The sequence below is a fragment of the Streptococcus mitis genome (assembly GCF_047460035.1).
Lineage (GTDB): Bacteria > Bacillota > Bacilli > Lactobacillales > Streptococcaceae > Streptococcus > Streptococcus mitis_DW.
The window spans coordinates 25,879-51,296 of sequence record NZ_JASHHB010000006.1; the positions used below are offsets into that span (position 1 = coordinate 25,879).

Genomic DNA, 25,418 nt, shown 5'->3' on the forward strand with positions numbered 1-25,418 from the left:
GATGAAAGAAATCGAAAACAATCAGTGGATTGCTAACTACCGGACGGATCAACCGCATTTTGGCTTGGAACGCATGGTGGAACTATTAGCTTTGCGTGGAAATCCCCATCTCAAACTCAAGGTCATCCATATCGGAGGGACCAATGGCAAGGGTTCTACCATTGCTTTTTTGAAAAATATGCTGGAAAAGCTAGGACTGAGAGTTGGCGTGTTTAGCTCGCCCTATCTCATTCACTACACAGACCAGATTAGCATCAATGGGGAATCCATTCCCAAGGCTAGGCTAGAAGACCTCATAGCAGCCTATAAGTCTTTGTTGGAGGGAGAAGCGGCTGCCAATTTGCAGGGGACAACTGAGTTTGAGATAATTACAGCTATAGCCTATGATTACTTTGCCTCGGAGCAAGTAGATGTGGCTATCATGGAAGTCGGCATGGGTGGACTCTTGGATAGTACCAATGTCTGCCAGCCAATTTTAACAGGCATCACAACCATTGGACTGGACCATGTAGCCCTACTTGGTGACACCTTGGAAGCCATAGCAGAGCAGAAAGCTGGTATTATCAAACAAGGTATTCCCTTGGTGACAGGTCGTATCGCTCCAGAAGCTTTGGCTATGATTGACCGCATTGCGGAAGAGAAAGATGCGTCGAGACTTGCCTATGGGGCAAATTATCATGTCAGTCACCAAGAGAGTGTGGTTACAGGCGAAGTCTTTGACTATACAAGTGTTGTCAGACAAGGTCGCTTCCAGACTGGCCTGCTTGGTTTGCACCAGATAGAGAATGCTGGGATGGCCATAGCTTTACTTGATACTTTTTGTCAAGAAGATGGTCGAGAACTAGCAAGCAATCACTTGCTTGCTCAAGCCTTGGAAGAAACAAGTTGGCCAGGGCGTTTGGAAATCGTGTCAAGAGATCCCTTGATAATTTTGGATGGGGCCCACAATCCCCATGCTATCAAGGCTTTATTGGTAACCTTGCAAGAACGCTTTGCGGATTATCGTAAGGAAATCCTCTTTACTTGTATCAAAACCAAGGCCTTGGAGGATATGTTGGACTTGCTAGGGGCCATGCCAGATACCGAGCTTACTCTGACACATTTTGAAGATAGTCGGGCGACTGATGAAAACGTTCTGGAAGAGGCAGCTAAGTCTAGAAATCTCAGCTACCAAGGTTGGCAGGATTTTCTAGAGCAGAAATTGACAGATAAAAAAGAAGAGAAAAAAACAGTTTGGATTGTCACAGGTTCCTTGTATTTCTTGAGCCAAGTGAGAGCCTATCTGATGGAGAGGAAAAAAGAGAATGGATAAACAAAAGATTGAAGCAGCTGTAAAAATGATTATCGAGGCTGTCGGAGAGGACGCTAACCGCGAGGGCTTGCAGGAAACACCTGCTCGTGTGGCTCGTATGTACCAAGAGATTTTTTCAGGTCTTGGTCAAACAGCGGAGGAACATTTGTCAAAATCCTTTGAGATTATTGATGATAATATGGTGGTAGAAAAGGATATCTTTTTCCATACCATGTGTGAACACCACTTCTTGCCATTTTATGGTAGAGCGCATATTGCCTATATTCCAGATGGTCGTGTGGCAGGTTTGTCTAAGCTAGCCCGTACGGTTGAAGTTTATTCGAAAAAACCACAAATTCAAGAACGTTTGAATATCGAAGTGGCCGATGCCTTGATGGACTATCTAGGTGCTAAAGGAGCCTTTGTTGTCATTGAGGCGGAACATATGTGTATGAGCATGCGTGGTGTTAGAAAACCAGGCACTGCAACCTTGACGACAGTAGCTCGTGGTCTATTTGAAACAGATAAGGACCTTCGAGACCAAGCTTATCGTTTAATGGGACTATAATACTCTTCGAAAATCAAATTCAAACCACGTCAGCTTTCATCTGCAACCTCAAAACAGTGTTTTGAGCAGCCTGCGGCTAGCTTCCTAGTTTGCACTTTGATTTTTATTGAGTATAAAAAGAATCCGCTTGAAGCGGATTTTTCTAGAAAGGAATCATTATGGATCAACTGCAGATTAAAGATTTGGAAATTTTTGCCTATCATGGTCTTTTTCCTAGTGAGAAAGAATTGGGGCAGAAGTTTGTTATTTCCGCAATCCTATCCTATGATATGACCAAGGCGGCGACAGACTTGGATTTAACAGCCTCTGTCCATTACGGAGAATTGTGCCAGCAGTGGACGGCTTGGTTTCAGGGAACAACTGAGGACTTGATTGAAACGGTAGCCTACAAACTGGTAGAACGTACCTTTGAGGCTTATCCTCTTGTCCAAGAAATTAAGCTGGAACTGAAAAAACCTTGGGCGCCAGTGCATTTGCCACTAGATACTTGCTCAGTAACCATTCATCGCCGCAAGCAACGAGCCTTTATCGCCCTAGGAAGCAATATGGGAGATAAACAAGCAAACTTGAAGCAAGCCATTGAGAAAATGCGAAATCGAGGTATCCATATTCTCAAAGAGTCCAGTGTATTGACGACGGAGCCTTGGGGTGGTGTTGAGCAGGATAGCTTTGCTAATCAAGTGGTTGAGGTTGAAACCTGGTTGCCTGCCCCAGTTCTATTAGAGACCTTGTTAGCCATTGAGTCAGAGATGGGACGGGTGAGAGAAGTACATTGGGGGCCTCGTTTGATTGATTTGGACTTGCTCTTTGTGGAGGATCAGATTCTTTATACAGACGACCTCATCTTGCCTCATCCTTACATAGCGGAACGCCTTTTTGTTCTTGAGTCCTTACAGGAAATTGCGCCTCATTTTATCCATCCGACATTAAAGCAACCGATCCGCAACTTGTATAATGCTTTGAAACAATAGAAAAAACTCTAGTTTTCAGTCGCTTGTAACTGAAGGCTAGAGTTTTTAAAATAGGTCATTTTCTTCTGGGAGGAGGATAGTTTCTCTACCGTCCATATCTAAAACCAGTACTTTCGGGGGATAAAGAGGGTCGAAAGGATGGTTAAAGTCAAAATCAATGGCTGTAGGGAGGTGTTGACTTGAAAAGTGGAAGGTAATTTTTCCTTGGTTATTGAGCAATTGAAACTCGAGTTCCTCCTCCAATTCAAAGACATTTTTTAAGAAGTGGTCGATGATATACCAAAAAGAGTCAATAACATCATCAGGCAAGCTGGTAACAATGCCAAAACTAGCTGACCGCATGTGGGTATTGGTAAAAGCCATATTTCTTCCCCCTTTCTTTTCCCTTATCATACAGTAAATAGGATTAAAAATCAAGAAAAGGTGATTTTTTCTTCATAAACATAGCTTCCTATGAAATTTTTTCAAATAATCTTCAAAAAATGCTTGAAAGTGTTTACAAATAGTGATAAAATGGAATAAGTAGAATCATGAAAACGAAATTTTCATACCGTCTCTTTTTTGGAGTCTCGTGAGGTATGATATAGAAAGGAAATGGAATGAATACAGACGATACAGTAACGATTTATGATGTCGCCCGTGAAGCAGGAGTTTCAATGGCGACGGTTAGCCGTGTAGTCAATGGCAATAAGAATGTAAAAGAGAACACCCGTAAAAAAGTACTCGAGGTGATTGATCGTTTGGATTACCGTCCAAATGCAGTGGCGCGTGGCCTTGCAAGTAAAAAGACAACCACTGTCGGTGTCGTGATCCCCAATATTACCAATGGTTATTTCTCAACACTTGCTAAAGGGATTGATGATATCGCTGAAATGTACAAGTACAATATTGTCCTTGCTAATAGTGATGAGGACGATGACAAGGAAGTTTCAGTTGTCAATACACTGTTTTCTAAGCAAGTGGATGGTATCATTTTTATGGGGTACCACTTGACTGAAAAAATTCGTTCAGAGTTTTCTCGTTCTCGAACACCAGTTGTTCTTGCGGGAACTGTGGATGTAGAGCACCAGCTTCCAAGTGTTAATATTGACTACAAACAAGCAACGATTGATGCAGTAACCTACCTTGCTAAAGAAAATGAGCGCATTGCTTTCGTAAGCGGTCCACTAGTGGATGACATCAATGGTAAGGTTCGTTTGGTTGGCTACAAGGAAGCCTTGAAAAAAGCAGGTATTTCTTATAGCGAAGGATTGGTATTTGAGTCTAAATACACTTATGAAGATGGCTATGCCTTGGCAGAGCGTTTAATTTCATCAAACGCAACTGCAGCAGTTGTAACAGGTGATGAACTGGCAGCAGGTGTCTTGAACGGCCTTGCTGATAAGGGTGTATCAGTACCAGAAGAGTTTGAAATTATTACTAGTGATGATTCGCAAGTCTCACGCTTTACCCGTCCAAACTTGACAACTATTGCCCAACCTCTTTATGACCTTGGCGCTATTAGTATGCGTATGTTGACTAAGATTATGCACAAGGAAGAGTTGGAAGAACGTGAAGTTCTCTTACCTCATGGTTTGACAGAACGTCGTTCAACACGAAAACGGAAATAGAAAAAATCAGGGAATCGTGAAGATTTCCTGATTTGTTTTTAGAGAAGAGACTTACCCTTCCATATAGTCTTTCAAAGCCTGTCCTGTTAGTCCGGCATTGAGGGCGATGAGGAGTTTCAAACGGGCTTTTTGGGCGTTGAGTTCTTTAACAAAGAAGACACCAGATTTTTGCAACTGCACGCCCCCGCCTTGGTAGGCATAAACAGGCTCAGCGATACCGTTAAAACATCGTGAAACAAGGGCGACTGGGATTCCTTTTTGTAGAAGGCTTTCTAATTTTTGAGCCGTTTCTTTGGGAACATTGCCCGCCCCGAAGGCTTGGATAATCAAACCGTCCAATTGTTCCAAATCCAGCATATCAATTAGCTCATCTGTCATACCGGCATAAGCCGAGATGATAGGGACCAATCCTTGTATGTGATCAAGGTCAAAGCGGACACGGGGCTCAGCTGTTTTAAAGTAGAGTATTTCCTGTTTCATGATGAGACCAAGGGGGCCATGTGTTGGGGTCTGGAAGGTACCGACGTTGGTCGTATGTGTTTTGGTGACATACTTGGCAGCGTGGATTTCATCGTTCATAACGACCAAAACTCCTTTGTCAGCAGCCCTGTCATCGCTAGCCACCCTTAAAGCACTCAGATAATTATAAACACCATCACTGCCGAGTTCATTTGAGCTGCGCATGGCCCCTGTTAGAACGATAGGCATATGGGGAACTTCCATGGTATCAAGGAAATAGGCTGTTTCCTCTAAAGTATCGGTCCCGTGTGTGATTACCACTCCATCGTAGTTAGCAGCTTCCTCTTTGATTTTTTGGTAGAGGGCCAGCATATGCTTGGGTTTGATATGAGGGCTTGGCAGGTTAAAAAAGTCCAAGGCGTGGACTTGGATTCCTTCAAGAGGGTTGGACACATGGTTCATGGGATTATCTGAACTTGTCACAACAGCGCCAGAAGCATCGGCCTGCATGGAAATAGTCCCACCCGTATGTAAAACAAGGATTTTCTTAGGCATGATTTACTCACTCTTTCTGAAATGTGGTATAATCATTGTATCACAAAAGGGGAGATTGGGATAGGATGGAAGTCAAAGCGGTTTTTTTTGATATCGATGGAACCTTGGTCAACGATCGCAAGAGTGTTTTGAAATCCACTAAGGACGCGATTAAGATTGTCAAAGAACAAGGGGTGCTTGTCGGCGTAGCGACAGGACGAGGGCCTTTTTTTGTTAAGGAATTGATGGACGATTTGGATCTGGATTTTGCGGTAACCTACAATGGCCAGTATATCTTTACTAAAGACAGGGTCTTGTTCACGAGCCCTATTTCCAAGTTACACTTGCGCCAGCTAATTAGCTATGCTAAAAAAGAGGGCAAGGAGATTGCCCTAGGGACCAAGGATGCCATGTTGGGTTCTAAAATCATGTCCTTTGGTTTGGGTTCTTTTTCCCAACGAATCAGTCGCTTCGTTCCCTCTGTTTTAACTCGGACGGTGAGTCATTCCTTTAATCGTATGGTCAGCAAGGTTGTTCCCCAAAAGGAAGAAGACCTGCTTCATCTGATGAATCAGCCTATCTACCAAGTTTTGATGCTGATGACACCAGAAGAATCTGAGAAGGCAGCAGCTGATTTTGAAGATTTGAAATTGACACGTAGCAATCCTTTTGCAGCAGATGTCATCAATCAAGGAAACTCTAAATTGGAAGGCATTCGACGAGTTGGGAAAGAATATGGTTTTGATCTCAACCAAGTCATGGCCTTTGGTGACTCAGATAACGACCTAGAAATGCTGGCGGGTGTCGGTATGTCGGTCGCTATGGGAAATGGTAGTAGCAGTGTCAAGGAAGTTGCCAAGCACATCACCACCAGCAATCAGCAAGACGGAATCCACAAGGCCCTGGAACATTTTGGTGTTCTGGCCTCAGAAAAAGTCTTTGTCAGCCGTGATTATCACTTCAATAAGGTCAAGACCTTCCACCATATGATGGATGAACGAACCCAAGAAGAACCTCGAGCTTGGGATTTAGAAGGTGCAACCCACAGGGCTGGCTTTAAAATAGAAGAATTGGTGGAATTTGTTAGAGCTGCCAGTCCTTCTGAAGAGGACTTTGGTCAAGCTCTATCGCAACTTCATCAAGCTCTGGATAAGGCAGCAGATAAAGTAGCTAAGAAGACGCCTGCTCAGCAAGATTTGATAGGTCAGGTAGATGCCCTGATTGACACACTTTACTTTACCTACGGTAGTTTTGTCTTGATGGGGGTGGATCCAGAACGTATTTTTGATATTGTTCATCAGGCCAATATGGGGAAAATTTTCCCAGATGGCAAGGCTCATTTTGATCCAGTGACCCACAAAATCTTAAAGCCAGATGATTGGGAAGAAAAATATGCTCCAGAACCTGCTATTAAAAAGGAACTGCAGCGCCAGCTCAAGGCTTATGAACGCCATAAAGAGAGAAATAGACAGTAAACAAAAAGTAAACAAAAAGGAGCTCTGGGCTCCTTTTCTTCGTGATTATAAGGTTTTTTCTTGTTCTCTCACAACCAGCAAATCAACCTTAGCATGGCGGAGAATGTATTCAGATGAAGATCCGACCAAGAGGCGTTCAAAGGCGTTGAGACCAGTGGCGCCAACAAGAATGAGGTCCACTTCCTCAGCATCTGGAATAGTACGTGCCAGTAGGGTCTTTGGATTTCCCATTTCAATGACGATATGAACATCTGTCACACCAGCATCTTTAGCACGTTTTTCGTACTCTTTCATCAGACTTTCAGCGTCGACTTGGAGTTCTTCGTAAACTTCAGCATCAAAGGTGGATACGCTTTGGAGTGCGCGTGTGTCAATGACATGTGCGATGGTGAGTTTAGCGTCGTTTCGTAGAGCAGAATGAACTCCCTTGACAAAAGCCAAGTCTGCTTCTTTAGAACCATCGATTGCGACCATGATATTTTGGTAACGTTGTGCCATAATGAAACCTCCTGAAATTTTCTTACTATAATTGTAAACCTTTTCACTATAGAAGTAAAGCAAAAAAAGTATTTTTCAAAAGAATGTTAGCGATTAAAATCTATATAAATATATGATAAAATAAAAGAAAGGATAGCAGGAAAGAAGTGAAGGGAGGAAGAATGATGAAGCACTCTTTTCAAGAAACAAAAAATTCAAATTTCCTTTATTATGGAATCATCCTAGTTTCAGTCTTGCTAGAAGTTTTCATGATCTGGCAATTAGAGAAGCTAATTCCGCTTCTCTATCCAGGTTTTGTTGGCTTTTTAGTCTTTCACCTACTCTACCATTTTCTATTATTCCTGGTTGCAAAACGAAGTGGGCGTTGGGATTACTTGATGATATGGGGACTTTTCCTCATGTTCAATCTTCTTTATGACTCCTTTTTAGGCTTGCTTTTTCTAGGTTTATCTTTTGGTATGTGATGTGACTTTCGCAAATTACCTGCTATCTCCCCTGTCTTGGCCTCGCTTTTAGCGAGGCTTTTCTCCTATACGAAACTAGTAACACATTTCAGTAAACTTGTCGCATTTTCTTTCTAGTGGTATAATGTTACTATCCTGATGAATTGAGGAAACAAGATGAAAGAATATAACAAGTCTAGTAAGTTAGAGCATGTTGCTTATGATATCCGTGGTCCTGTTTTGGAAGAAGCCATGCGGATGCGAGCAAATGGAGAAAAGATTTTACGTCTGAATACAGGAAATCCAGCAGAATTTGGCTTTACAGCGCCAGACGAGGTCATTCATGACTTGATTATGAATGCGCGTGATAGTGAAGGTTATTCTGACTCAAAAGGGATTTTCTCAGCCCGTAAGGCTATCATGCAGTATTGCCAATTGAAAAAATTTCCAAACGTAGATATTGATGATATCTACCTTGGAAATGGTGTCAGTGAGTTGATTGTCATGTCTATGCAGGGGCTTTTGGACAATGGGGATGAGGTCTTGGTGCCTATGCCAGACTATCCTCTCTGGACAGCGGCTGTCAGCCTAGCTGGAGGAAATGCCGTTCACTATATCTGTGATGAGGCTGCAGAATGGTACCCAGATATTGACGATATCAAGTCAAAAATCACTTCCAATACCAAGGCAATCGTCCTTATCAATCCAAACAATCCAACTGGAGCCCTTTATCCTAAGGAACTTTTGTTGGAGATTATTGAGATTGCCCGTCAAAACGATTTGATTATCTTTGCGGATGAAATTTACGACCGCATGGTCATGGATGGACATGTGCATACGCCTGTAGCGAGCTTGGCACCAGATGTCTTCTGTGTCAGCATGAATGGTTTATCAAAATCGCATCGTATCGCTGGTTTCCGTGTGGGTTGGATGGTCTTGTCTGGCCCTAAGACACATGTTAAAGGCTATATCGAAGGGCTCAATATGCTGTCCAATATGCGCCTTTGCTCTAATGTTTTGGCTCAACAAGTCGTACAAACTTCCTTGGGCGGTCACCAATCAGTCGATGAATTGCTCCTTCCTGGTGGACGAATTTACGAGCAAAGAAATTTCATCTATAATGCCATTCAGGATATCCCAGGTTTGTCTGCGGTTAAACCCAAGGCTGGACTCTATATCTTCCCTAAAATCGACCGCAATATGTACCGTATCGATGATGATGAGCAGTTTGTTCTTGATTTCTTGAAGCAGGAAAAGGTTCTCTTGGTTCATGGTCGAGGCTTTAACTGGCAGGAACCAGACCATTTCCGTATCGTTTACCTTCCTCGTGTTGATGAACTAGCCCAAATCCAAGAAAAGATGACTCGTTTCTTGAAACAGTATCGTAGATAGGGCTTACATTCGAAAAAGCTGGAAACATTTGCCTAGAGCTATTGACAAAAGTAAAAGAATCAGATAGAATAGTAAAGTATGTTTAGTAACTGATCACTTTATAGCCGGCTAAACGAATACAAAATCTATGAGGAGGTATTCATCGTGAAACGTACTTATCAACCAAGTAAACTTCGTCGTGCGCGCAAACACGGATTCCGTAACCGTATGTCAACTAAAAACGGTCGTCGCGTATTGGCAGCTCGTCGTCGTAAAGGACGCAAAGTTTTGGCTGCATAATCCAAACGAATTATATCAAAAATCAGTAGGAACTCGAGTCTACTGATTTTTATTTTTGTAAAAAAGTTCAAAATACTTTATATTTTTGCTCAAATAGTGTATAATATTTCACATACTGTAAAAAATGGAGAATAATCATGAAGAAATCAAAAGTTATGCTTTTTGGAGCTATGGCTTTGACAGCAGGTCTAGCTCTAGCGGCATGCGGGTCATCCCAATCAAGCAATGCAGACAAGACATATTCTTATATCTTTGTCAGCAACCCTGATACCTTGGATTACATTACCTCTACACGAGACTCTACATCTAGTATTACAACCAACTTGATTGATGGTTTGTTAGAAAATGACCAGTATGGCAATCTCATCCCATCTATGGCTGAGTCATGGACAGTGTCAAAAGATGGCTTGACTTACACTTATAAGATCCGTCAGGGAGCTAAATGGTACACTTCAGAAGGAGAAGAGTATGCGGACGTAACAGCTCATGACTTTGTTACTGGTCTCAAGTATGCGGCTGATAAAAAGGCTGAAAACTTGTACTTGGTACAAGACTCTATCAAGGGTCTAGCAGACTATGTTGAAGGAAAATCATCTGATTTTGGAACTGTTGGTGTTAAGGCAGTGGACGATTACACGCTACAATACACTCTCAACCAACCTGAGACTTATTGGAACTCTAAAACAACAGCAAGTATCCTTAATCCTGTAAATGAAGCCTTCTTGAAGTCTAAGGGAGATGACTTTGGAAGTGTGACACCATCAAGCATCTTGTCAAATGGTCCGTACTTGTTTAAATCTTTCTCATCAAAATCTTTGATTGAGTTTGATAAAAACCCTAATTACTGGGATAAGGACAAGGTCAAAATTGAGAAAGTGAAACTATCTTTCTTTGACGGTTCTGACCAAGACAGCATTGCTAGAGGTTTCTTGGATGGTAATTATACAGATGGCCGTATTTTCCCAACAAGTTCAGTCTTTGCTGAACTCAAGAAGGGAAATGAGGACAAGATTACCTACACACCGCAAAACTCAGTTACTTTCTATTATCTTTTCAACGTTAATCGTCAAAGCTACAAGCAAACTATGAAACAGTCTGATAAGGAAAAGACAGATTCACGCGCAGCTATGCAGAATAAAGATTTTCGTCAGGCCATTAACTTTGCCTTTGACCGTCATGCTTATGCAGCACAGACAAATGGTGAAGATGGAGCAGACCGTATCTTGCGTAACACAGTTACACCAAGTAACTTTGTCCAAGTTGGCGAAAAGAACTTTGGTGATATTGTCAATGAAAAAATTGTCAACTACGGTAAAGATTGGGCAAATATTAACCTAAACGATGGTAAGCAAGCCTTCTTGAACCCAGACAAGGCCAAAGAGAAGTTTGCGAAGGCCAAAGAAAGTCTGCAAGCTCAAGGAGTAACCTTCCCAATTCATTTGGATATGCCAGTTGACCAGACTGCTAAATTAGATGTGCAACAGGCCGGCTCTTTCAAACAAACAGTGGAAGAAACCCTTGGTAAGGAGAATGTGGTCATCGATGTTATCCAACTTTCTCCAGATGAAAAAGACCAAGCAACCTACTTTGCAGATACAGCAGAACAAAAAGACTACGATATCGACATCTCAGGATGGGGTGGAGACTACTCAGATCCTAAGACTTACCTAGCTATTCTTGATCCAGAGACAGGTTCTCAGTTGAAAAACATGGGCTTGTCTGAAGGAAAAGACAAGGAAGTTAAGGACAAGATAGGTCTTTCTGACTATAAGAAACTCTTGGATCAGGCAGATGCGGAAATCACAGATACTCAGGCTCGCTATGAAAAATATGCTGAAGCCCAAGCTTGGTTGACAGATAGCGCCCTCTTCCTACCAGTTCAAAGTGGTGGAGCTAATCCAATCTTCCGTAAGACTGTACCGTTTACAGGCCCATTCTCATTCGTTGGGAATAAAGGAAATGCTGACAACTACAAATATGTTGAACTGCAAAAAGAGCCAGTAACCGCTAAACAGTACCAAGAACTCTATGAAAAATGGCTGAAAGAAAAAGCTGAGTCAAATAAAAAAGCTCAGGAAGATTTAGCTAACCACATTCAATGATATTCCTAGTCACGCTTTTCAGTTAATACTCTTCGAAAATCTCTTCAAACCACGTCAGCGTTGCCTTACCGTAGGTATGTTACTGACTTCGTCAGTTTCATCTACGACCTCAAAGCAGTGCTTTGAGCAGCCTGCGGCTAGCTTCCTAGTTTGCTCTTTGATTTTCATTGAGTATAAGTATAGTGACTAGATTCAGAAAAGGCCTTACCAGATGCTTATTGGTTCTGGTAGGGCCTTTTCTTTATTCTTTTAAGTGATAAGAGTAGCTAGCGACAACGACGTCTTGGTGCCAACGAAGGGCGTATTTGAGTTTGAGACTCATCTGATTGTGCAGGATATTTTGCCAAGGTTTATTAGGGATAAACTGGGGTACCAGAACAGTGACTGTATAGTTCTTTTTCTGAGCTTCCTCGGAAATCCGTTTGACATACTTGACAGTAGGGGTAATGATATCGCGGTAGCTGGTCTTGATATTTTTCAGAGTAATGGTCGGGAAGTAATCGGCAAATTCTTGGAGAATTTCTTGGTCTTTTTCTGCTGTTTCCTTTGTAGAAATGTGCATGGCTAAGACTTCGTCACCGATACTTTGGGCATAGTTAATGGCTCCGACGCTGACTCTGGTAACATTTCCTACTAGGACGAGGACAAGATTGCCATCGTAGGTACGTTTTTCGATTCCTTCATAGAGTCGCAGTTGTTGGGCTACTTTTTGGTAATGACTGTGAATTGCTAAGAAGAGTAGGGTGAGTACGAGAATAATCGGGAAGAAGGGCCAGATATCACTGAGACGGAAAAAGAGCAAGATTAGTACAATCGCGTAGCAAATGATTGCCCCAAGGATATTAGCAAGAGCAGGTTTTAAGAAATTTGCTCCTTTTTCTTTTTTCCAATGGCGAATCATCCCAGTCTGAGAAAGGGCAAAGGGCACGAATACACCGATAGTATAGAGAGGAATCAAACGTTCGGTATTGCCATTAAAAATGAGAAGAAGAATCATAGCCCCAAAAGCCAAAGTTAAAATTCCATTGGAGTAGCCTAGGCGGTCTCCTTTTTCCATAAAGAGGTGGGGCATGTACTTGTTTTTAGCCATATTGTAGGCCAGCATAGGGAAGGCTGAAAAGCCAGTATTTGCTGCTACGGCCAAAATCAAGGCTGTGGAGAATTGGAAGGTATAATAGCCAAGGTGACCTAAGAAGGAATTACCAAGGATGCCTTGAGCCATCTGTGAGAGGATGGTTTCTCCGTGTTGCGGCATAATCCCCATCCAGTAGTTTAGGAAGGTAATGCCTGCAAAAAGAAAACCTAAAATCAGTGACATAATGGTCAAGGTTTGAGCGGCATTCTTTTCTTTTGGAGCCTTGAAAAAGGGAACGGCATTTGAAATAGCTTCAACCCCTGTAAGAGAGGCAGATCCGCTGGTAAAAGCTCTTAGAACGAGAACGATAGACAGGCTCGGAACAGCATGCCCAATAGGTGAAGTTGCCTGATAGCTGAGAGAACCTGTCATTAGTTGAAAGATTCCATAGAGCAAGAGAAAGACAGTGCTGATGATAAAGAGATAGACAGGAATCATCAGTGAACTGGCAGATTCTTTTAAGCCCCGTAAGTTCAAGAGCATGAGCAAGCAAACCAGAAAAATGGAGATGTGGAGGTTGTAAGGGTGAAGAGCAGGGAGAGCTGCTGTGATAGCGTCAGCTCCAGAAGCAACAGACACCGCTACGGTCAACATATAGTCAACCAGAAGACTACCTCCAGCAATCAAGCCAAGTTGGGGAGATAGATTTTCTCGAGTAACCATATAAGCCCCTCCTCCTTGAGGGTAGGCGTGGATTATTTGACGGTAGGAGACGGTCAGACTGGCTAGGAGCAGGAGGACAAAAAGGCCGATAGGAAGGCTCCACCATATAGCAAGTGGAGAGAGACTAGCCAAGACGAGGACTACTTGCTCAGGCCCATAGGCAATGGAAGATAGAGCGTCGCTTGACAACATGGCCAAGGCCTGCATTTTTCCCAGCAGACCTCCCTCGCCTTCTGTTAAGGATTTAAGAGGACGACCGATAAAAGTCTGTTTTAATTTTGTAAACATGGTATTTTCCTTTTCTGAAAATTTCAATAAGTGCTATTATACTGCTTTGGGAAAATAGCGTCAAGAGAGGACGATGGATTTTAGAATATTTTGTACAGATGAGGAGAGAGGTCAGTTTTTTTGCTATAATAGTAGATAGAAAACGAGGTTAGAAGAGATGATTTTTGATACACATACACACTTGAATGTAGAAGAATTTGCAGGTCGTGAGGCAGAAGAAATTACCTTGGCTGCTGAGATGGGTGTGACACAGATGAATATTGTTGGTTTTGATAAACCGACGATTGAGCGTGCTTTGGAGTTGGTGGATGAGTACGACCAACTCTACGCGACTATTGGTTGGCATCCGACAGAAGCGGGGACTTACACGGAGGAGATTGAAGCCTACTTGCTTGATAAGCTCAAGCATCCAAAGGTAGTTGCCTTGGGTGAGATTGGTTTGGATTACCATTGGATGACAGCGCCAAAAGAGGTGCAGGAGCAGGTTTTTCGCCGTCAGATTCAGTTATCTAAGGACTTGGATTTGCCTTTTGTAGTTCATACCCGTGATGCGTTGGAAGATACCTATGAGATTATCAAGAGCGAGGGCGTTGGTCCTCGAGGTGGTATCATGCATTCATTTTCAGGGACGCTTGAGTGGGCAGAGAAGTTTGTCGAGCTTGGTATGACCATTTCCTTCTCAGGAGTGGTGACTTTCAAGAAGGCAACTGACATCCAAGAAGCAGCTAAAGAGTTACCTTTGGACAAGATTTTGGTGGAAACGGATGCTCCCTACTTGGCTCCTGTTCCTAAACGTGGTCGTGAAAATAAAACAGCCTACACTCGCTATGTAGTGGACTTTATCGCTGACTTGCGTGGCATGACGGCAGAAGAGCTAGCGGCGGTAACAACTGCAAATGCGGAGCGAATTTTTGGATTGGATAGCAAATAATGAAAGAAAAAATTTCTCAAGTTATCGTGGTCGAAGGGCGCGATGATACGGCCAATCTCAAACGTTACTTCGATGTAGAGACCTATGAGACCCGAGGTTCTGCCATCAATGATCAGGATATAGAGCGGATTCAGCGCTTGCACCAACGTCATGGAGTCATTGTCTTTACAGACCCAGATTTTAATGGGGAGCGGATTCGGCGCATGATCATGACGGCCATTCCAACGGTTCAGCATGCCTTCCTCAAACGAGATGAAGCTGTTCCCAAGTCCAAAACCAAGGGGCGTTCTCTGGGAATTGAGCATGCCAGCTATGAAGATTTGAAAACGGCTCTAGCTCAGGTGACAGAACAATTTGAACATGAGAGTCAGTTTGACATCAGTCGTAGCGACTTGATTCGCCTTGGTTTTCTAGCAGGGTCAGACAGCCGTAAGCGCAGAGAATATCTAGGAGAGGCTCTCCGAATCGGCTATTCCAACGGCAAGCAACTCCTCAAACGCCTAGAGTTGTTTGGGGTCACCTTGGCGGAAGTGGAAGAAGCTATGAAATCTTATGAGTAGGAAAGATGTAGCCGTTACAATTTTTTAAGTTTCACAGTATTTTTCGAAGCAGGTAGAAGAGGAGGCGTCTAATGTTAATTGGTCAAAAAATTAAAGAGATTCGGATAGAAAAAGGAATTAGTCGTCCAGATTTTTGTGGAGATGAGCAAGAACTGACAGTTCGTCAACTGTCGCGAATTGAAAGTGGAGCTTCGCAACCGAGTTTGCCCAAGTTAGACTATATTGCTCGCCGGTTAGGAGTTCCAGCTTATAGCCTTATGCCGGATTTTTCAGCTCTTCCTTCTGCTTATTTAGAATTGAAATACCAGATTTTACGTGAACCAATCTATGGTAAAGAAGAGGAGTATGATAAGAAGGAAGCGTGTTTGGAAGAGATAGAGGATTTATTTTATGAGCAACTTCCTAATGAGGAAAAAATATGGTTTGAAGCTACTAGAGCAACGATAGATGTTATTCGAAGCGGACGACCAGAATATGGGGAAACCGTACTGGACGATTATTTTAAAATAATTTATGATAAGGAATTGTTTTTGATAAATGAATTAGAAGTTATCAACTTATATTTTGCTATAGTGCTTACAAAGATAAAACAAGGTCAAAATCAGATTGAAGAAATTAACAGAATTCATTCGTTTTTAGTTCGTTTGACAAATCATGTAGAATTAATTGCACCAGAATATCTGTTTGCTTTAAGTAACACTTTGTTTTCGGGTCTAGCCTGTTTGGATAATTTGTCGTCTTATGATTCACTCGAAGCTTATATCTTTAGCCTTAATCATATAATGGAAAAAACACAAGATTTTCAGAAGAAACCAATTATATTAATGTTGGAGTGGAAATTATCTCTAATAATAAACAATGATTATGTTTCTGCCGAACAGTTCTATCAGAAATCGAAGCTATTTGCTGATATAATAGAAAATTCTTATTTAGTTACTATGTTGGAGAAACAATGGCAAGAAGATTTAAAAAAATATTTATAAACATAGTGAATCAGTGACAAAAATGTCCTTGTTCTAGTATTGAAATAGTTCTAAAGTTCGTCTTTAGGACTGTTTTTATATATAAGCTAAAAATGACACGAAATGGTTCTATTTTAAGGACATTGATGTCCTTTGAGTTTATTTAAGAATAATTTATAATTAATAAAAATGTGAAAGGAGATTACAGTATGAACTTTTTTAGTTTATTTTATTTAGTTACTTGGTGGTTTAAATAAAATTTAGTTATGTCTACTTAGTCTCAAAAAATTTATTCATAACATATAATAAATACAACTTGATAGACTAAATTAGAAAAATAAGGAGAGGATACCATGAGGTGTTGCTTTGAAAAGGTCTATGATCCATGACTTAGTTTTACTTGAATAGAAAATGGACAATATATAATAAATATTTATGATAAAATAAAAAATAGAGGAGTATCAATATGAAACAAACAGTTAAAAAATTAGCCCTTGTAGCGAGCATTGCAGCAACATTAGGTGGAAGTGTAGCAGTAGTATCGGCCGCGGTTAAGTATCCAGATGGTGGTGTCTGGACGTATGGTTCAGGTGACGGAGGTGCTTACTCAAACTACTATCACTCTTCAGAATATCATAGCTCAACAGTTGTTAGTAGAAAAACTGGTTCATCTGATAAGGGATATGCTGGTGCTGGAGGGACTTCTCGTGCATGGATTCGTACTTCTTGGGGAGAGAAAGTTGCATTCTACTATAATGTTTAGAATGGTATAGCCCTATTGTTTAGCTTTACTTGGTCACCTTCTCACTAAGTGACCAAGTAACTTTTTGGAGGAAATGATGAAACGTTTATTTATTTTGATTTCAATGGTATTGGTATCGCTTTATATGGTGATAACTTCCGTTGACCATCGAGAAGAGATTTTATTTGGTAACTATCCTTCTGTTGATGTGACAGGAATGGTGATAAATCAACCAGTAGCTAGTCGCGAAGAGGTGACAGAGGCTTTGAGTCACTTGGCGGTAGAGCATAATAGTCTCATCGCCCGTCGGATTGTTGAGCCAAATGAAGCTGGAGAAACACGCTTTATCTATGCCACTTATGGTGAGGGAGAGCTTCCAGAAGGTCTGACCATTTCCTCCAAGGAGAGTTCAGAAACGAGTGATTTATTAGGGTCTTACTTGATTGTGTCAGGAAGTTTGGATGGAGTGAGTTTACAGACCACCTTGAAAGAACTTGGTTATCAAGGCTTTGTTTCGAATGGAGAAGATCCATTTTCGATAGTCTTATTATTGGCGGCCACCCCTATGGGGCTACTGAGTCTAGCTATTTTTCTGCTGACCTTTATGAGTCTGACCCTGATTTATCGGATCAAGTCCCTTCGTCAAGCAGGGATTCGCTTAATAGCTGGTGAGAGCTTGTTTGGGGTGGCTCTCAGACCAGTGTTAGAAGATGTGAGACAGCTTATCTGCTCAGTGCTGGTATCCAGTCTTTTGGGATTGGGGATTCTCTGGTATCAAGGTGCCTTGTTTATGGCAACGGTACAACTGGTCATCATTGGTCTTTTGCTTTATGGATTGGCCTTGGTAGGGATTTCTACCTTATTAAGTATCGTGTATCTACTTGGTTTACAAGAAAATAGTCTGGTGGATCTATTGAAAGGGAAACTCCCTCTCAAACGTATGATGACATTGATGATGGTGGGGCAACTCTTGGCCGTGCTGGTGGTCGGCTCGAGTGCGACTGCTCTCCTACCCCACTACCGTGAAATGCAGGAAATGGAGAGAGCTAGCGATAAATGGAGCCAGTCCTCAGACCGTTACCGTCTATCCTTTGGTTGGTCTAGTGCATTTGCCGATGAAGAAGGAATGCGTAAGGATAATCGTGAGTGGCAGACATTTACTGAAGAACGGTTAGCCAATACAGACTCTTTTTATATTATGAGCAATGTTGACAATTTCTCAGATGGAGCAGAAGTGGACCTAGATGGCAATCGTCTCAATGACTACACACCGTCAGGGAATGTCATCTATGTCTCACCGCGCTATCTGATAGAAGAAAAGATTACCGTTTCTTCAGAGTTTATGGATAAGATGCAAAACTTGTCTGAGGGAGAGTTTGGGCTGATCTTGCCTGAGAGCTTGCGAGAGCAGTCTGCCTACTATCAAGGATTATTTACAGATTACCTGCAAAACTTTTCATCTGAAAGTGTAGAAGTGACGAGTCAGAAACACTACCTCCCACAGGTAACGCTAGCTTTTACAGAAACAGGACAGGAACGCTTCCTCTATAACGATGGGTACAAGACGACACGCCAGTACCTAAAAGATCCGATTATTGTAGTTTTAACGCCGCAAGCGACTGGAACAAGACCTGTTGCAGGGATGTTATGGGGAACTACGGCTAATAGTGCCTTGAAATTAGATCAATATCAAGACAGCATCACAGCTCTAAAAGAGCAAGGTCTGTATCACAAGGTCTCTTATTTGGTAAAAAGCCAGCTATTTTTTGCCAAGGTACTAAATGACAAACGGATGGAGTTCTACTCTCTCCTTATTGGGACTATTTTGACTCTATCTACGGCTATCTTGTTATTTGATTCCATGAATCTTCTCTATTTTGAGCAGTTTAGACGGGAGATCATGATTAAACGTCTTTCTGGTATGACAATCTATGAGCTTCATGGCAAGTACTTACTGGCGCAAGGAGGAGTTCTCTTACTTGGGCTAATCCTATCTAGTGTTTTGACAGGAGATAGCTTGATTAGCGCTCTAGTTGTAGCTTTGTTTACGCTTAACGCTCTGTTGATTTTAGTTAGACAGGATAAAAAAGAAGAAGCTGGTAGCATGGCAGTATTGAAAGGAAAATAAGATGATTGATATTCAAGGATTGGAAAAGAAGTTTAATGACCGCGCGATTTTCTCTGGTTTAAACCTCAAGCTGGAGAAGGGCAAGGTTTATGCCTTAATCGGTAAGAGTGGAAGCGGAAAGACGACTCTGCTGAATATCTTAGGTAAACTAGAAAAGATAGATGGAGGAAGGGTTCTCTATCAGGGGAAAGATTTAAAAACCATTCCCACTCGTGAGTATTTTCGAGACCAGATGGGCTATCTCTTTCAAAATTTTGGCCTCTTAGAAAACCAATCAATCAAAGAGAATTTGGATTTGGGCTTTGTTGGTCAGAAAATCTCAAAAGTAGAACGTTTGGAAAGGCAAGTGGAGGCTTTAGAAAAAGTTAATCTAGGGTATTTGGATCTAGAACAAAAAATTTATACCTTATCTGGGGGAGAGGCTCAACGAGTTGCCCTTGCGAAGACTATTTTGAAAAATCCACCCTTGATTTTGGCAGATGAACCAACAGCAGCTCTTGATCCTGAAAATTCAGAGGAGGTTATGAATCTCTTGGTGGGCTTGAAAGATGAAAATCGAATGATCATCATTGCGACCCATAATCCCCTAGTCTGGAATAAGGCCGATGAAATCATTGATATGAGGGAGCTTGCTCATGTGTGAAAAAATCCGTATTCGCAGGGTATCTGATTATCCTAGTGCCAGAGGTGGTTTAGAAGATATTCTCATCATGGAAAATATGACCAATCATCTCCTTTTGGTTCAAATCCGAGTGAATGGCTATTTGCTTGATTTTGCTAGTATTGAAGGGCAAAGGCAAAAGCATTATCGTTTGAAAAATTTACCTCAAACGGTTGAACTGACAGTGGACGACGTGGAGGAGGATGTAGATTTGACCCTACCTGAAAATCGAAGTTATAAAGAAGCTGATTTTTTCGAACGGATGTTTCGAGAGAACCGCTAAGTCCACCTTTAAAGATTTTCAAGACTATCTTTCTTCATGAGAGAAGATAGTTTTTTGGTATGATTTTCACCCCCAAAATACAAGGGGAATGTGTTACAATAGTAGTAACAGATAATAGAAAAGAGAATAGATGAGAATTGCAGATTATAGCGTGACCAAGGCAGTACTGGAGCGTCACGGTTTTACCTTTAAAAAGTCCTTTGGGCAAAATTTCTTGACTGATACCAATATCCTACAAAAAATCGTGGATACGGCTGAAATTGATGACCAGGTTAATGTTATCGAAATTGGGCCAGGGATTGGTGCCTTGACGGAGTTTCTGGCTGAGCGTGCAGCAGAGGTCATGGCCTTTGAGATTGACCACCGTTTGGTGCCGATTTTGGCAGATACCTTGCGTGATTTTGATAATGTGACCGTGGTCAACGAGGACATTCTTAAAGTTGATTTGGCGCAACATATCCAGAATTTTAAAAATCCTGACCTGCCAATCAAGGTAGTGGCTAATTTGCCTTACTACATCACGACACCTATTCTCATGCACTTGACCGAAAGTGGGATTCCTTTTAGTGAGTTTGTGGTCATGATGCAAAAAGAGGTAGCTGACCGAATTTCAGCCCAGCCTAATACCAAGGCTTACGGTAGCTTGTCGATTGCGGTGCAGTATTACATGACAGCTAGGGTTGCCTTCATCGTGCCGCGTACAGTCTTTGTGCCAGCGCCAAATGTGGACTCAGCCATTTTGAAAATGGTGCGTCGTCCAGAGCCAGCCGTAGCAGTAGAAGACGAGAACTTCTTCTTCAAGGTTTCCAAGGCTAGTTTTACCCATCGCCGTAAGACCTTGTGGAACAACTTGACAGGTTACTTTGGCAAGACTGAAGAGGTCAAGGATAAGCTGACCAAGGCATTGGATCAGGCAGGCTTATCTCCATCTGTGCGTGGGGAAGCCCTCAGCTTAGCAGAATTTGCCAGCCTAGCAGATGCGCTTAAAGGGCAAGGACTCTAAGATGCAGGGACAAATCATTAAAGCCTTGGCGGGGTTCTATTATGTGGAGAGTGAGGGTCAGGTTTATCAAACACGCGCGCGTGGGAATTTCCGTAAAAAAGGCCATACCCCTTATGTTGGGGACTGGGTAGATTTCTCTGCTGAGGAAAATTCAGAAGGTTATATCCTCAAAATTCACGAACGGAAAAACAGTCTGGTTCGTCCGCCTATTGTCAATATTGACCAAGCTGTGGTAATCATGTCAGTCAAGGAACCGGACTTCAACAGCAATTTGCTGGATCGGTTCTTGGTTCTTTTGGAACATAAGGGCATCCATCCCATCGTCTATATTTCTAAAATGGACTTGCTGGAAGATAGAGGAGAACTGGATTTTTATGAACAGGCTTATGGTGACATCGGCTATGACCTTGTGACCAGTAAGGAAGAACTTTTGCCCTTGTTGACAGACAAGGTTACAGTCTTTATGGGCCAGACTGGTGTTGGAAAATCAACTCTTCTCAATAAAATCGCACCGGATCTTAATCTTGAAACAGGAGAAATCTCAGACAGTCTGGGTCGCGGGCGCCATACTACTCGAGCTGTTAGTTTTTACAACCTCAATGGGGGTAAAATTGCAGACACGCCAGGATTCTCATCGCTGGATTATGAAGTATCAACGGCTGAAGACCTCAATCAGGCTTTCCCAGAGATTGCTAGTGTTAGTCGAGACTGTAAATTCCGCACTTGTACCCATACTCATGAACCATCTTGCGCAGTTAAGCCGGCTGTTGAAGAAGGTGCCATTGCCACCTTCCGTTTTGACAACTACCTGCAATTCCTTAGCGAAATTGAAAATCGCAGAGAAACCTATAAAAAAGTCAGCAAAAAAATTCCAAAATAAGGAGAAGCCTATGTCTCAATACAAGATTGCTCCGTCAATTCTGGCAGCAGATTATGCCAACTTTGAACGTGAAATCAAACGCCTAGAAGCAACTGGGGCAGAGTATGCCCATATCGATATCATGGATGGTCACTTTGTACCACAAATTAGTTTTGGTGCAGGTGTGGTTGCAGCTCTTCGTCCTCATAGTAAGATGGTCTTTGACTGCCACTTGATGGTAGCTAATCCAGAGCATCATTTAGAGGATTTTGCGCGTGCAGGTGCGGATATCATCAGCATCCATGTTGAAGCAACGTCTCATATCCACGGAGCCCTCCAAAAGATTCGTTCACTTGGTGTTAAACCTTCAGTTGTTATCAATCCTGGTACGCCTGTTGAAGCCATTAAACACGTGCTTCACCTAGTTGACCAAGTCTTAGTCATGACAGTGAACCCTGGATTTGGGGGACAAGCCTTTCTACCTGAAACTATGGATAAGGTTCGTGAGTTGGTTGCCCTTCGTGAGGAAAAAGGCTTGAACTTTGAAATCGAAGTCGATGGTGGGATTGATGACCAAACTATTGCTCAAGCCAAAGAAGCTGGTGCGACTGTTTTTGTAGCAGGTTCCTATGTCTTTAAGGGAGATGTCAATGAGCGAGTACAAACTCTCAGAAAACAACTGGACTAGAGTTGCCGTTTTTGCAGGCGGAGAACGCGGTCACTACCGGACGGATTTTGATTACTTTGTCGGTGTGGATCGAGGCTCGCTCTGGGTCTTGGAAGAAAATCTGCCTCTCGCTCTAGCAGTTGGAGATTTTGATTCTGTCACTGCAGAAGAGCGACAGGTGATTAAAAAACGAGCTCAGCATTTTGTCCAAGCGAGACCAGAAAAAGATGATACAGATTTGGAATTGGCTCTCTTGACCATTTTTAAACAAAATCCTCAGGCTCAAGTCACTATTTTCGGTGCTTTGGGTGGCCGTATTGACCATATGTTGGCTAACGTCTTTCTGCCTAGCAATCCAAAGTTGGCCCCCTATATGCGTCAGATAGCGATTGAGGATGGGCAAAATTTGATTGCCTATTGTCCAGAAGGAACCAGTCAGCTTGAACCGCGTTCAGATTATGACTACCTAGCCTTTATGCCAGTTCGGGATAGCCAGTTGACCATTCTTGGTGCCAAGTATGAGTTGACAGAGGAAAATTTTTTCTTTAAAAAAGTGTACGCTTCTAACGAATATATAGATAGGGAAGTTTCGGTGACTTGCCCAGATGGCTATGTGGTTGTCTTGCATAGCAAGGACAGGAGGTAAGATGGAAAGTTTACTTGTTCTATTATTAATTGCCAACCTAGCTGGTCTCTTTCTGATTTGGCAGAGGCAGGATAAGCAGGAAAAACATCTGACCAAGAGCTTGGAGGATCAGGCAGATCATCTGTCAGACCAGTTGGATTATCGTTTTGAACAAGCCAGACAAGCCAGCCAGCTGGATCAAAAAGATTTGGAAGTGGCTGTCAGCGATCGTTTGCAAGAAGTGCGAATGGAGTTGCACCAAGGTCTGACCCAAGTCCGTCAAGAAATGACAGACAATCTCCTCCAAACTAGGGATAAGACTGACCAACGCCTCCAAGCCCTGCAGGAATCAAATGAGCAACGTTTGGAACAAATGCGCCAGACGGTCGAGGAAAAGTTGGAAAAGACCTTACAGACACGCTTGCAGGCTTCCTTTGAGACAGTTTCCAAGCAACTGGAGTCGGTCAATCGTGGTCTGGGAGAAATGCAGACAGTTGCCCGCGATGTTGGTGCTCTCAATAAGGTTCTCTCTGGAACCAAGACGCGAGGAATTCTGGGAGAATTGCAACTGGGGCAAATCATCGAAGACATCATGACACCAGCCCAGTATGAACGAGAATACGCAACAGTTGAAAACTCTAGCGAACGAGTGGAGTATGCCATCAAATTACCTGGACAGGGCGACCAGGAATATGTCTACCTACCAATCGACTCTAAATTTCCACTGGCAGATTATTACCGCTTGGAAGAAGCCTATGAAGCAGGTGATAGGGACGAGATTGAACGCTGCCGTAAGTCACTCCTAGCAAGCGTCAAGCGCTTTGCTAAGGATATCAAGAGTAAGTACATAGCCCCACCTCGGACGACCAATTTTGGAGTCTTGTTTGTTCCGACAGAAGGACTTTACTCAGAGATTGTTCGCAATCCGATCTTCTTTGATGATTTGAGACGAGAGGAGCAGATTATTGTCGCAGGTCCAAGTACCTTATCAGCCCTTCTCAATTCCCTATCAGTTGGCTTCAAGACCCTCAATATCCAAAAGAGTGCTGACCATATTAGCAAGACTCTTGCTAGTGTCAAGACCGAGTTTGGCAAGTTTGGTGGCATTCTGGTCAAGGCACAAAAACACCTCCAACATGCCTCTGGCAATATTGATGAATTATTAAACCGTCGTACCACAGCTATCGAGCGGACGCTCCGTCACATTGAGTTGTCAGAAGGTGAGCCTGCGCTTGATCTACTCCATTTCCAAGAAAATGAGGAAGAATATGAAGATTAGTCACATGAAAAAAGATGAGCTGTTTGAAGGCTTTTACCTAATCAAGTCAGCTGACCTGAGACAAACTCGCGCTGGGAAAAACTACCTAGCTTTTACCTTCCAAGATGATAGTGGCGAGATTGAAGGGAAACTCTGGGATGCCCAACCTCATAACGTTGAGGCCTTTACCGCAGGTAAGGTTGTCCACATGAAAGGACGCCGAGAAGTTTATAACAATACCCCTCAAGTCAATCAAATTACTCTCCGCCTGCCTCAGCCTGGTGAACCCAATGATCCAGCTGATTTCAAGGTCAAGTCGCCAGTTGATGTCAAGGAAATCCGTGACTATATGTCGCAAATGATTTTCAAAATTGAAAATCCTGTTTGGCAACGGATTGTCCGAAAGCTCTACACTAAGTATGATAAGGAATTTTACTCCTATCCCGCTGCCAAGACTAATCACCATGCCTTTGAAACAGGCTTGGCCTATCATACGGCGACCATGGTACGTTTGGCAGATGCCATTAGCGAAATCTATTCTCAACTTAATAAGAGCCTGCTCTATGCAGGAATTATGCTACATGACTTGGCTAAAGTTATCGAGTTGACGGGACCAGACCAAACTGAGTATACAGTGCGAGGCAATCTCCTTGGACATATCGCTCTGATTGATAGTGAAATTACCAAGACAGTGATGGAACTCGGCATCGATGACACCAAAGAAGAAGTCGTTCTGCTCCGCCACGTTATCCTCAGTCACCACGGTTTATTAGAGTACGGAAGCCCGGTTCGTCCACGTATTATGGAGGCAGAGATTATCCATATGATTGACAATCTGGATGCTAGCATGATGATGATGTCAACAGCTCTGGCTTTGGTGGATAAGGGAGAGATGACCAATAAAATCTTCGCTATGGACAATCGTTCCTTCTACAAACCAGATTTAGATTAATAATTTAAGAAAAACGAGCATTTTTTAGGGCAAGAATGTTCGTTTTTTTATGTGAATATGGTATAATAGATAAAATATC

Annotated in this window: 26 protein-coding genes; 22 read left to right on the forward strand and 4 right to left on the reverse strand. The window is 42.5% G+C overall.

Features of this window, described 5'->3' with window-relative positions; all coding sequences use genetic code 11:
* The first annotated feature begins 1 nt into the window (after window position 1).
* The 3 genes from QM956_RS06180 (at window position 2) to folK (ending at window position 2,830) form a co-directional block, all read left to right on the forward strand.
* The gene (locus QM956_RS06180; protein ID WP_414302347.1) at window positions 2-1,312 is read left to right on the forward strand and encodes a bifunctional folylpolyglutamate synthase/dihydrofolate synthase; all 1,311 of its coding nucleotides are present in this window, start codon (window positions 2-4) and stop codon (window positions 1,310-1,312) included.
* The gene (gene folE / locus QM956_RS06185) at window positions 1,305-1,859 is read left to right on the forward strand and encodes a GTP cyclohydrolase I FolE (protein ID WP_078237932.1); all 555 of its coding nucleotides are present in this window, start codon (window positions 1,305-1,307) and stop codon (window positions 1,857-1,859) included. Before QM956_RS06180 ends, folE begins: the two co-directional genes overlap by 8 nt.
* A 158-nt stretch (window positions 1,860-2,017) precedes the next feature.
* Window positions 2,018-2,830 carry a 2-amino-4-hydroxy-6-hydroxymethyldihydropteridine diphosphokinase gene (gene folK / locus QM956_RS06190; protein WP_238096266.1) on the forward strand — a complete coding sequence of 271 codons (813 nt, stop codon included), beginning with the start codon at window positions 2,018-2,020 and terminating at the stop codon, window positions 2,828-2,830.
* A 45-nt stretch (window positions 2,831-2,875) separates the two neighbouring features.
* Here folK and QM956_RS06195 read toward each other — a convergent pair whose 3' ends face one another.
* A complete protein-coding gene (locus QM956_RS06195) occupies window positions 2,876-3,193 on the reverse strand; it encodes a DUF960 domain-containing protein (protein WP_049522427.1) in 318 nt (105 codons plus the stop codon).
* Between the two features lie 236 nt (window positions 3,194-3,429).
* Between QM956_RS06195 and ccpA the strand changes: the two genes are divergently transcribed.
* A complete protein-coding gene (gene ccpA, locus QM956_RS06200) occupies window positions 3,430-4,440 on the forward strand; it encodes a catabolite control protein A (RefSeq protein ID WP_001090628.1) in 1,011 nt (336 codons plus the stop codon).
* 51 nt (window positions 4,441-4,491) lie between these two features.
* Here ccpA and QM956_RS06205 read toward each other — a convergent pair whose 3' ends face one another.
* Window positions 4,492-5,454: an asparaginase gene (locus QM956_RS06205; RefSeq protein WP_261011344.1), complete on the reverse strand. Its 963-nt coding sequence runs from the start codon at window positions 5,452-5,454 to the stop codon at window positions 4,492-4,494.
* Window positions 5,455-5,519: 65 nt separating this feature from the next.
* Here QM956_RS06205 and QM956_RS06210 point away from each other — a divergent pair, with 65 nt between their 5' ends.
* Entirely contained in the window at window positions 5,520-6,908 is a 1,389-nt protein-coding gene (locus tag QM956_RS06210; RefSeq protein WP_414302348.1) for a Cof-type HAD-IIB family hydrolase, read from the forward strand.
* Window positions 6,909-6,953: 45 nt separating this feature from the next.
* On the opposite strand, the gene QM956_RS06215 is transcribed toward QM956_RS06210, so the two are convergent.
* Window positions 6,954-7,406, reverse strand: coding sequence for a universal stress protein (locus QM956_RS06215; protein WP_000079152.1), 453 nt, complete (start codon window positions 7,404-7,406; stop codon window positions 6,954-6,956).
* 161 nt (window positions 7,407-7,567) lie between these two features.
* On the opposite strand from QM956_RS06215, the gene QM956_RS06220 reads away from it, so the two are divergent.
* The 4 genes from QM956_RS06220 to QM956_RS06235 all read left to right on the forward strand — a co-directional run bounded on the left by QM956_RS06220 (window position 7,568) and on the right by QM956_RS06235 (window position 11,622).
* The gene (locus QM956_RS06220) at window positions 7,568-7,870 is read left to right on the forward strand and encodes a hypothetical protein (RefSeq protein WP_060627182.1); all 303 of its coding nucleotides are present in this window, start codon (window positions 7,568-7,570) and stop codon (window positions 7,868-7,870) included.
* A gap of 156 nt (window positions 7,871-8,026) precedes the next feature.
* Window positions 8,027-9,241, forward strand: coding sequence for a pyridoxal phosphate-dependent aminotransferase (locus tag QM956_RS06225; protein ID WP_000666455.1), 1,215 nt, complete (start codon window positions 8,027-8,029; stop codon window positions 9,239-9,241).
* 144 nt (window positions 9,242-9,385) lie between these two features.
* A complete protein-coding gene (gene rpmH / locus QM956_RS06230) occupies window positions 9,386-9,520 on the forward strand; it encodes a 50S ribosomal protein L34 (protein WP_000831905.1) in 135 nt (44 codons plus the stop codon).
* 137 nt (window positions 9,521-9,657) lie between these two features.
* On the forward strand, window positions 9,658-11,622 hold the full coding sequence (locus QM956_RS06235; protein ID WP_261065696.1) for a peptide ABC transporter substrate-binding protein: 1,965 nt from the start codon (window positions 9,658-9,660) through the stop codon (window positions 11,620-11,622).
* A 241-nt stretch (window positions 11,623-11,863) separates the two neighbouring features.
* Here the strand turns inward: QM956_RS06235 and QM956_RS06240 are convergent, their stop codons facing one another.
* Window positions 11,864-13,708, reverse strand: coding sequence for an APC family permease (locus QM956_RS06240; RefSeq protein ID WP_414302349.1), 1,845 nt, complete (start codon window positions 13,706-13,708; stop codon window positions 11,864-11,866).
* A gap of 157 nt (window positions 13,709-13,865) precedes the next feature.
* Here QM956_RS06240 and QM956_RS06245 point away from each other — a divergent pair, with 157 nt between their 5' ends.
* From QM956_RS06245 to QM956_RS06305, 13 genes are all read left to right on the forward strand, one after another.
* Window positions 13,866-14,639 carry a TatD family hydrolase gene (locus QM956_RS06245; protein ID WP_049543701.1) on the forward strand — a complete coding sequence of 258 codons (774 nt, stop codon included), beginning with the start codon at window positions 13,866-13,868 and terminating at the stop codon, window positions 14,637-14,639.
* The gene (gene rnmV / locus QM956_RS06250; RefSeq protein ID WP_049543702.1) at window positions 14,639-15,199 is read left to right on the forward strand and encodes a ribonuclease M5; all 561 of its coding nucleotides are present in this window, start codon (window positions 14,639-14,641) and stop codon (window positions 15,197-15,199) included. Before QM956_RS06245 ends, rnmV begins: the two co-directional genes overlap by 1 nt.
* 71 nt (window positions 15,200-15,270) lie before the next feature.
* Window positions 15,271-16,182 carry a helix-turn-helix domain-containing protein gene (locus QM956_RS06255; protein ID WP_060627175.1) on the forward strand — a complete coding sequence of 304 codons (912 nt, stop codon included), beginning with the start codon at window positions 15,271-15,273 and terminating at the stop codon, window positions 16,180-16,182.
* Between the two features lie 445 nt (window positions 16,183-16,627).
* Complete coding sequence (locus tag QM956_RS06260) at window positions 16,628-16,924, forward strand: lactococcin 972 family bacteriocin (RefSeq protein ID WP_000815396.1); 297 nt, start codon at window positions 16,628-16,630, stop codon at window positions 16,922-16,924.
* Between the two features lie 76 nt (window positions 16,925-17,000).
* Window positions 17,001-19,031, forward strand: a complete 2,031-nt coding sequence (locus tag QM956_RS06265) for a bacteriocin-associated integral membrane family protein (RefSeq protein WP_000825283.1) — start codon at window positions 17,001-17,003, stop codon at window positions 19,029-19,031.
* A 1-nt stretch (window position 19,032) separates the two neighbouring features.
* Window positions 19,033-19,674, forward strand: coding sequence for an ABC transporter ATP-binding protein (locus QM956_RS06270; protein WP_000565529.1), 642 nt, complete (start codon window positions 19,033-19,035; stop codon window positions 19,672-19,674).
* The gene (locus QM956_RS06275) at window positions 19,667-19,975 is read left to right on the forward strand and encodes a hypothetical protein (RefSeq protein ID WP_000333261.1); all 309 of its coding nucleotides are present in this window, start codon (window positions 19,667-19,669) and stop codon (window positions 19,973-19,975) included. The genes QM956_RS06270 and QM956_RS06275 overlap by 8 nt, the downstream gene beginning before the upstream one ends.
* 130 nt (window positions 19,976-20,105) lie before the next feature.
* Window positions 20,106-20,978 (forward strand): 16S rRNA (adenine(1518)-N(6)/adenine(1519)-N(6))-dimethyltransferase RsmA, encoded by an 873-nt coding sequence (gene rsmA, locus QM956_RS06280; RefSeq protein WP_414302350.1) that lies wholly within the window; start codon window positions 20,106-20,108, stop codon window positions 20,976-20,978.
* A gap of 1 nt (window position 20,979) precedes the next feature.
* Window positions 20,980-21,858, forward strand: a complete 879-nt coding sequence (gene rsgA / locus QM956_RS06285; RefSeq protein ID WP_084887453.1) for a ribosome small subunit-dependent GTPase A — start codon at window positions 20,980-20,982, stop codon at window positions 21,856-21,858.
* A 10-nt stretch (window positions 21,859-21,868) separates the two neighbouring features.
* Window positions 21,869-22,525: a ribulose-phosphate 3-epimerase gene (gene rpe / locus QM956_RS06290; RefSeq protein WP_084887455.1), complete on the forward strand. Its 657-nt coding sequence runs from the start codon at window positions 21,869-21,871 to the stop codon at window positions 22,523-22,525.
* Window positions 22,488-23,150, forward strand: coding sequence for a thiamine diphosphokinase (locus QM956_RS06295; RefSeq protein ID WP_084923498.1), 663 nt, complete (start codon window positions 22,488-22,490; stop codon window positions 23,148-23,150). Before rpe ends, QM956_RS06295 begins: the two co-directional genes overlap by 38 nt.
* A gap of 1 nt (window position 23,151) precedes the next feature.
* A complete protein-coding gene (locus tag QM956_RS06300) occupies window positions 23,152-24,408 on the forward strand; it encodes a DNA recombination protein RmuC (RefSeq protein WP_192851951.1) in 1,257 nt (418 codons plus the stop codon).
* Window positions 24,398-25,339 carry a 3'-5' exoribonuclease YhaM family protein gene (locus tag QM956_RS06305; protein ID WP_084887461.1) on the forward strand — a complete coding sequence of 314 codons (942 nt, stop codon included), beginning with the start codon at window positions 24,398-24,400 and terminating at the stop codon, window positions 25,337-25,339. The genes QM956_RS06300 and QM956_RS06305 overlap by 11 nt, the downstream gene beginning before the upstream one ends.
* The last annotated feature ends 79 nt before the right edge of the window (window positions 25,340-25,418 follow it).

Coding starts and splice junctions, on each gene's coding strand:
- rsmA (WP_414302350.1), top strand. CDS start 20,106: ATGAGAATTGCAGATTATAGCGTGACCAAGGCAGTACTGGAGCGTCAC.
- QM956_RS06215 (WP_000079152.1), bottom strand. CDS start 7,406: ATGGCACAACGTTACCAAAATATCATGGTCGCAATCGATGGTTCTAAA.
- QM956_RS06225 (WP_000666455.1), top strand. CDS start 8,027: ATGAAAGAATATAACAAGTCTAGTAAGTTAGAGCATGTTGCTTATGAT.
- QM956_RS06205 (WP_261011344.1), bottom strand. CDS start 5,454: ATGCCTAAGAAAATCCTTGTTTTACATACGGGTGGGACTATTTCCATG.
- QM956_RS06195 (WP_049522427.1), bottom strand. CDS start 3,193: ATGGCTTTTACCAATACCCACATGCGGTCAGCTAGTTTTGGCATTGTT.
- ccpA (WP_001090628.1), top strand. CDS start 3,430: ATGAATACAGACGATACAGTAACGATTTATGATGTCGCCCGTGAAGCA.
- QM956_RS06245 (WP_049543701.1), top strand. CDS start 13,866: ATGATTTTTGATACACATACACACTTGAATGTAGAAGAATTTGCAGGT.
- QM956_RS06275 (WP_000333261.1), top strand. CDS start 19,667: ATGTGTGAAAAAATCCGTATTCGCAGGGTATCTGATTATCCTAGTGCC.
- QM956_RS06295 (WP_084923498.1), top strand. CDS start 22,488: ATGAGCGAGTACAAACTCTCAGAAAACAACTGGACTAGAGTTGCCGTT.
- QM956_RS06300 (WP_192851951.1), top strand. CDS start 23,152: ATGGAAAGTTTACTTGTTCTATTATTAATTGCCAACCTAGCTGGTCTC.
- QM956_RS06180 (WP_414302347.1), top strand. CDS start 2: ATGAAAGAAATCGAAAACAATCAGTGGATTGCTAACTACCGGACGGAT.
- folK (WP_238096266.1), top strand. CDS start 2,018: ATGGATCAACTGCAGATTAAAGATTTGGAAATTTTTGCCTATCATGGT.
- QM956_RS06265 (WP_000825283.1), top strand. CDS start 17,001: ATGAAACGTTTATTTATTTTGATTTCAATGGTATTGGTATCGCTTTAT.
- QM956_RS06220 (WP_060627182.1), top strand. CDS start 7,568: ATGATGAAGCACTCTTTTCAAGAAACAAAAAATTCAAATTTCCTTTAT.
- QM956_RS06270 (WP_000565529.1), top strand. CDS start 19,033: ATGATTGATATTCAAGGATTGGAAAAGAAGTTTAATGACCGCGCGATT.
- QM956_RS06210 (WP_414302348.1), top strand. CDS start 5,520: ATGGAAGTCAAAGCGGTTTTTTTTGATATCGATGGAACCTTGGTCAAC.
- QM956_RS06235 (WP_261065696.1), top strand. CDS start 9,658: ATGAAGAAATCAAAAGTTATGCTTTTTGGAGCTATGGCTTTGACAGCA.
- QM956_RS06240 (WP_414302349.1), bottom strand. CDS start 13,708: ATGTTTACAAAATTAAAACAGACTTTTATCGGTCGTCCTCTTAAATCC.
- rnmV (WP_049543702.1), top strand. CDS start 14,639: ATGAAAGAAAAAATTTCTCAAGTTATCGTGGTCGAAGGGCGCGATGAT.
- rsgA (WP_084887453.1), top strand. CDS start 20,980: ATGCAGGGACAAATCATTAAAGCCTTGGCGGGGTTCTATTATGTGGAG.
- QM956_RS06305 (WP_084887461.1), top strand. CDS start 24,398: ATGAAGATTAGTCACATGAAAAAAGATGAGCTGTTTGAAGGCTTTTAC.
- rpe (WP_084887455.1), top strand. CDS start 21,869: ATGTCTCAATACAAGATTGCTCCGTCAATTCTGGCAGCAGATTATGCC.
- QM956_RS06255 (WP_060627175.1), top strand. CDS start 15,271: ATGTTAATTGGTCAAAAAATTAAAGAGATTCGGATAGAAAAAGGAATT.
- QM956_RS06260 (WP_000815396.1), top strand. CDS start 16,628: ATGAAACAAACAGTTAAAAAATTAGCCCTTGTAGCGAGCATTGCAGCA.
- folE (WP_078237932.1), top strand. CDS start 1,305: ATGGATAAACAAAAGATTGAAGCAGCTGTAAAAATGATTATCGAGGCT.